A 6,397-nucleotide genomic window follows, 5' to 3' on the forward strand; every position below is an offset into this window, starting at 1 on the left:
GAAAGGGCTCGCACTTCCTCGCCTTCCTCGGCCTGGCCGCCGCCCTGACCTGCTACAAGAAGCTCGCGAAACTTACCACGTGAGACACACTCTTAGTCGCTAACCTCCGGCTAACCAAATTCGGGAGGTGGCAGATGGGCCGTCAGTACATGGGGATCTCCGATGCGGCGCAGTATCTTGACATGTCCGAGCGATGGATGTATCGGGAGTCTTTGAGGCATGGACTTCCTCGATACCACTTCGGAGGCAAGGTGAAATTCAAGGTCGAGGAACTGGACCGGTGGGCGCGGCAACAGAAGGTTGCTTGAAGGGGCCGGGCGATTGCCCGGCCCCTTCCTGTTACAGCCCGTCGTTGAGGATGCGCGCAGCTCGTCCGATGGAGGCGGGCATCAAGTGGCGGTAGATGCGGAACGTCATGTTGATGTTCCTGTGGCCCATCCATTCGGCCACATCGGTGATGGGGATTCCTTTCGAGAGGCAGTTGGATGCGAAGTAGTGGCGCAGGGAGTAGGGGTTGAGCTTGCGAGTGATGCCGGCGCGCTTCTTCGTGACGCCCCATTGGTAGTCGAGGGTCGCATGCGCCCAGTACGGGCTTCGCTGTGTGCGGAGCAGATAGCCGTTGTCGTCGGCTCCGTGCTCTTCCGCGTATCGGAGGATCGACTCCCGGACCGTCGCGGGCATGGGGACCTCTCGGAACTCGCCCGGCTTGCGGTGTTTGAGGCGGGCGGGCTCTCGCGCCACCCCGTCAATCTGCTCCGTTATCCGGTAGGCGTCATCTGCCACCAGCCGCTCCAGGTTGGCCGCGTACGCTTCCCCGTTTCGGTGGCCGCAACCAGACATCAGATCGATGATGACGCGTAGCTCGTCGGACGCTACTTGCTTGAGGGAGTGTATTTCCGCGAGCGTCGGGATCGTGATCTGCCGGGGTATGTACTCGGGCGGTATGACGCCGTCGAAGGGATTCTCGGAGATGCCGCCGCGCCGATGGGCGTCGAGAAGGATCTTCTTGAGTATGTCGAACGCGTTCTGCTGCGTGGCCAGCCCCACCTCTCGCTCCTCCATCGCCATGATGAAGTCCTCGACGACGGTGGGGCTGAAAGTGTTGATCCGGCGGGATTCCAGTGCGGGAAGGATCTGGCTGTCCAGGAGCTGGTTGGCCGCTCGGGTGCTGCCTGCCGCGTAGTGGCGTTGCCGGGGCAGCCAGTTCTGGGTGTACAGGCCGAAACGCTGCTTTCCCAGCTCGCGCTTCAGCTCGGCTTGCCGACGAGGTGTGCTCTGCCGTTCGTTGTAGAGCTTGGTGAGCCGCTCCAGCGCGTCCCGCTGGGTCGGGTAGCCCGTCTCTTCGCGCTGGCGGCCCGACGCGTCACGAAACCGGATAGCGTAGGGGTGGGCGCATCCGCTCTGTCGCTTGCAGTTGCAGCTCTTGAATGAGCTGCCCATGCCGCGGATGAGTTTGGTCGCCATGGTGCGTATCTCCTGACCCATGCTGGGGTTTCGCTGACCTCGTGTCCCTCAGCATGGTTCTGACCTGCGGCCGCACCAAACTGGGGCACGTTGATCAGCATCTTCAAGGGTGCCTCCCAGGTAGGTCGAGCAGCTCTGCCCCTGCGGTTCCGCCGTACGGATCCAGTATCGATCGAACCCGGCCAAGTAGCACGGCACGCGACGTCGGCCCGCGTCCGAACGCGTCACGGCCTGCTTCACCACGCTTCTTCGGCGGTGGTGCGCGGTAGCGCTGTACTCAGGACATTGGGCAGCACCACGCCGAGGGCCGGACTACCCAATCCTTCGTGATCTCTCTACGGTGGATTGAGCGACTTCACCGAGGTATGCGCTACAAGGGGGATCTGTGGAAGCCGAGTTGGCGGCGCTGGCGGCGTCGGGGGCGACGACGCTGGTCGGACTCATGGTGTCGGAGACCTGGACACAAGCGCGGCATCGGCTCGCGCGGTTCTTCTCGCGGGGGCGTGACGATGATGCGGTCGACGAGGAGCTGCGGTTGTCGCAGGAAGAGCTGCTCGCGGCGCGCGCATCGGAGGATGACCTGGCCGCGGCTGATATCGAGGCCGGGTGGAGGCTGCGGCTGCGCCGCGCTCTGCGGGCGAATCCCGAGGCGGCGGAGGAGCTGAGGCTCCTGCTGGCCCAGCTGGAGGTGGAGGCTGGTGGCAAACCTACGGTAACGGTGCAGAACAGGATTAGTGGGGGCGTGCAGAACGGTCCTGTCCTCCAGGGACAGAACTTCTACGGGCAGACGTTCCACAGCACGGGGGCGCCCCTGCCCGAGCAGGGGACGGGGTCGGTGTGACGAGCGAGAGCTCCGGCGATCGTCCTGCGCATCTGTACGTCAGGAATGAACTGTCCGGGAACGTCAACGGGCCGAGCATTCAGGCGCAGCAGATCCATGGCGGCATCACGTTCAACGTCCGGACGGCGGCTCCGTGCGGCCCTGCGTCCCGCCCCGATCAAGTGCCGCCTCTCACTGTCCGGTGCGTCAATCGCCTGGAGGAGCTGTCATCCCTCGACGGCGCGGTGAGTGAACTCATGCGTGGACCGTCCCCGGTCGGGTTCCACGTGATTTCCGGCATCCCCGGCGTCGGCAAGACCACCCTGGTGTGCCGATGGGCGGACCAGGCCCGTGACCGGTTCCCGGACGGACAGATTTTCGTCGACTACGCGGCACTGCGCGGTCACACAGCCGGTGGCGACGTCTCCGCGGCCGTGGCCATGTGCCTGAGGGCCCTCGGCGTGTGTGACATCAACATCCCGGAGTCGCTCGCGGACCGAACCGCCCTCTTCCGCACCCGGACGGCGGGCCGGCGCATCCTTGTCGTCCTTGACGACGTGAATCAGCCTGCGCAGGTCGGCCCCTTGGTACCGAAGGGCATGGGGAGCGTGGTGCTGGTCACCAGCAACGGCAGGCTCGGTGAGCTGGCTCTGGACGGGGCATGTCTGATGTCCCTCGCCCCGTTGAACATGGCGAGCGGCCTGCGGCTGCTGGCGGACCGATGTGGTGAGGAGGCTGTCGCGGCGGATCGTCGCGCCGCCGAAAGGCTCGTCGAGTTCTGTGCGGGCCTTCCGAAGGCGCTGCACCTGGTGGCAGCCCGCCTGCTGACCAACCACCGGCTCACGATGGGCGCGCTCGCTGAGGAACTCGCCGACGAAGCTCGTCGACTGCGAGGCCTGTCACTGGGAGGGAAGCATTCGGTGTCCGCTGTTCTCGACCTCACCTACCGCAGTCTTCCGCCCGATGCCGCGCGGCTGTACCGGGTGCTCGGCCGGCTCCCGGGCCGTTCGTTCGACGTAGGCACCGCCGCCGTAGCCGCGGGCTTCGACGTGGCGACCGCTGAGCCGCTGTTGGGTGTCCTGGAGGAGTCGAGTCTCCTCGATGTGACCGAGGACGGCCGCTTCCGCTTCCACGATCTTGTGCGGCTGCACGCACGGGAGCGCGCCGCCGAGGAGGAGACCGAGTCCAGCCGAAGCGCGGTGATGGAGCGCGTTGTGACGCACTACCTCGCGCTCGTCGCGTTCGCCGACCGGGCCGTTCGGGAGGACCGGCTGCGGATCGCGGACCTGACCGGCCTCCTGCGCGGCGCGGCGAACCCCTTCGCGGCCGAAGCCGGCCCGGAGCCGCTGGCCTGGCTGGACGCCGAGCGCGCCAACATCCTGGCGGTGCTCCGTGAGGCCGCCCGACAAGGTCTCCACCGGCAGGTATGGCCGCTCGCGGAAGGGTTCACGGTGCTCTTCCTGCACCGTCGGTACCTGGGGGAGTGGCAGGAGTCCCTGGAACTGGGCGCGGCTGCGGCTGCTGAGGCCATGGTGCCGGCGGCGGAGGCGCGATTGCGCAGCCTGCTGTCGCGTCCGCTGATGGACCTCGGGGATTACGACCGGGCGCGTAAGGAGCTGGAGACAGCCGCCGCTTGTGCGGAGGTGGCGGCCCACACCGCCTTGAGCGCTTCCGTGCAGGAGTTCTTCGGGCGCTATTGGGACCGCTTCGACGCCTCCCGTGCCGTGGAGGCGTACCGGCGGTCCGTTGAGCTCAACATCGAGGCCGAGGAGTGGCGCGGGGTGGCTGTCGCGACATATTTCCTGGGGTGTGCGCAGGATGCCGCGGGGAACCACGGGCAGGCGCTGGACACATTGCGCAGGGCCCACCAGGACCTGTCGGCCCGCCACGACGCGCGCATGGCGGCTCGGGTTCTGGCCGCCATCGGCGCTGTCCAGGAGCGTCTGGGGGACGCGGACGCGGCGATGCGCACGCTGGGCGAAGCGGCCGGAGCACTTCGTGCGGAGCGGGCGTACCACTACGAGGCACAGACGCTTGTGCGCCTTGCCGGCCTCATCGAGCGGACGGGAGGCGCGCACGACGTCGTACGGGAGCACATGACTCGGGCTTTCGAGATCTATGAGGAGGGCGGAAGCCCGGAGGCGGAGAAGCTTCGGGAGCGACTCGACCGCTCGGCAGACATGAGGGAGGGGAGCGACGGGCACCGGGCTGACTGAGGTGATGGCGTACGGCCTTGGCGCTACCGTGTCGCGGGCCGAGGGTTCCGGAGACGGAGCCCGACCTCTGTGTCCCGTACGCTCCCGATGCGCAGTGTCACGCACGTGCTGTCCAGGGACAGCCCCGCACGCAGACAGGTGTAGACCAGGGCGGCCGACAGACCAGGGTCGGCAGCCGGGCCGGTGACGGTCGCCTCCACGATCCGCCCGTCGCGCAATCCCATCAGACAACCGCCCTCGCTCAGCGCCGTAGCGGCGAGGCGGCTGCCGGGGAGGCGCTTCAGGGTGTCCTGGATCCAGCGCAGGGCGATGACCGTGGTCGCGGCGGGGGCACGGCGTATCAGCACGGACGCGCTCTCGGCCAGCCGGTGGTCCCGCTCCTCCTCGTCGCACGCGAGATGCACGTATCCGTCGGCATCCTCACCGGCCACACCGGAAACGGTCGCGGGGTGGCGGCGAATGGTGATCACTGGGTGTTGTGCGGCCTCCGATCCGACGGTGGTGGACACCATCCAGGCGGTGACGGTGACGGTGGCGGTGGGCGTATCGGGCCGGGGCAGCGTCAGTGGGGACGGTGGCGGTGCGGAGCCCGGCTCGGCCAGCTTCAGCAGGTGGTACAGGGCGGTACGCAGACGGGGGAGCGCCTGGCCCGGTTCTGCGAAAGCGAGCTGCGAGATCTCGGTGTAGCGATCGGCGGTGTGGTTCCGCACGGCAGACTCGATCTGGCCATGCATGTCCTCCCGCGGGTCGAGGCGAGGCGCGATCCGGCCGAGGCGGCCGACGGCAGTGCCAGGTACCGCGTCACTCCCGAACGAGGCGAGCAGGACGGGTTTGCCGAGCGCGGCGCCGTAGAGCGTCACCGAACCGTGGTCTCCGACAACGGCATGGGCGGCGACCAGCGCGGGCCGCCAGGCGTGGGCGGCCGGCATCAGCAGCAGACCGGCTTCCAACGCGGGGGCCAGTACGGTACGGATCTGCCAGGCACCGTGCGCCGACCACACGTTGGGATGGAGCACCGCGGCCACCCGGTACTCGTCGTACGGCAGTGCGGCGAGCAGCCGGGCGGGCAGCTCAGGATCCTGGGCGAGCAGTGATGTCGGGCCCCAGGTCGAGCTGAGCACCACCAGGCGCTGGTCGTCGGCGACCCCCAGTGCCTGTCGGTAGGACGCGGCGTGGGGGAGGCTGGTGGACAGCTCGTCGAAGCACGGGTCGCCGATGAGCAGGGTGCGGCCGGAGGTCTTCGGATGGGTGGCGAGCAGTTGCGCTTCCTGGTCGGGATGCGACACGGCGAGCCATGCGCGGCCGGTCTCCAGCAGTGAGTCGGGCACAACGCCGGACAGCCGGGTCCGGTGGGCTCGCGAGTCCGGTACGAGCTTCTGGAAGCCGATGCCGTGCGGCAGCACGAGTACGGGACAGTCGCCGTCCGGCACATCGATGTTCTCGCTGGCGGAGAGGATGAGGTCGGGGACGATGTCGCCCAGCTGCGACCACGGCATGACGCGGCAGCCGGCATCGCGGAGCAGATCGAGGATTCCGTCGTTGAACGCCGACGTGGCGTCGTACGCGAAGACGACAGCGACCCGGCTGTCCCCTCGCAGGAGCGCGGGCAGTGCTTCGAGGACACGTACGGTCGACGTGACGGTGCGAACCGCCACGACCAGGGTCTTCTCACTCCGGAACGTGCTCCACCGGTGGGCGTCATGTCCCACGGGAACACGGAGATGCCGGCCGAGATCAGCGTTCACGGCCACCCCGAACGGCTACCGGTCGGTCGTGGTGGGAGTGCGCTGGATAACGGCTCGCGGCTCGCGGCTCGCGGCTCGCGGCTCGCGGCTCGCGGCTCGCGGCTCGCGGCTCGCGGCTCGCGGCTCGCGGCTCGCGGCTCGCGGCTCGCGGC

At 68.0% G+C, this 6,397-nt stretch carries 5 protein-coding genes; 3 read left to right on the top strand and 2 right to left on the bottom strand.

Annotation, left to right across the window (positions count from 1 at the left end):
- Positions 1 to 149 precede the first annotated feature (149 nt).
- The gene (locus tag AB0389_RS12275; RefSeq protein WP_366395435.1) at positions 150 to 308 is read left to right on the top strand and encodes a helix-turn-helix domain-containing protein; all 159 of its coding nucleotides are present in this window, start codon (positions 150 to 152) and stop codon (positions 306 to 308) included.
- 31 nt (positions 309 to 339) lie between these two features.
- Here the strand turns inward: AB0389_RS12275 and AB0389_RS12280 are convergent, their stop codons facing one another.
- Positions 340 to 1,464, bottom strand: coding sequence for a tyrosine-type recombinase/integrase (locus AB0389_RS12280; RefSeq protein WP_366395287.1), 1,125 nt, complete (start codon positions 1,462 to 1,464; stop codon positions 340 to 342).
- Between the two features lie 385 nt (positions 1,465 to 1,849).
- Between AB0389_RS12280 and AB0389_RS12285 the strand changes: the two genes are divergently transcribed.
- Together AB0389_RS12285 and AB0389_RS12290 are read left to right on the top strand one after the other, a co-directional pair.
- Complete coding sequence (locus AB0389_RS12285) at positions 1,850 to 2,305, top strand: hypothetical protein (protein WP_366395288.1); 456 nt, start codon at positions 1,850 to 1,852, stop codon at positions 2,303 to 2,305.
- The gene (locus AB0389_RS12290) at positions 2,302 to 4,500 is read left to right on the top strand and encodes an NB-ARC domain-containing protein (protein WP_366395289.1); all 2,199 of its coding nucleotides are present in this window, start codon (positions 2,302 to 2,304) and stop codon (positions 4,498 to 4,500) included. Before AB0389_RS12285 ends, AB0389_RS12290 begins: the two co-directional genes overlap by 4 nt.
- A 23-nt stretch (positions 4,501 to 4,523) precedes the next feature.
- Here the strand turns inward: AB0389_RS12290 and AB0389_RS12295 are convergent, their stop codons facing one another.
- On the bottom strand, positions 4,524 to 6,155 hold the full coding sequence (locus AB0389_RS12295) for a hypothetical protein (RefSeq protein ID WP_366395290.1): 1,632 nt from the start codon (positions 6,153 to 6,155) through the stop codon (positions 4,524 to 4,526).
- Between the last annotated feature and the right edge of the window lie 242 nt (positions 6,156 to 6,397).

This window comes from Streptomyces sp. NPDC093109, assembly GCF_040701725.1.
Taxonomy (GTDB): Bacteria; Actinomycetota; Actinomycetes; order Streptomycetales; family Streptomycetaceae; genus Streptomyces.

Coding starts and splice junctions, on each gene's coding strand:
- AB0389_RS12275 (WP_366395435.1), top strand. CDS start 150: ATGGGGATCTCCGATGCGGCGCAGTATCTTGACATGTCCGAGCGATGG.
- AB0389_RS12280 (WP_366395287.1), bottom strand. CDS start 1,464: ATGGCGACCAAACTCATCCGCGGCATGGGCAGCTCATTCAAGAGCTGC.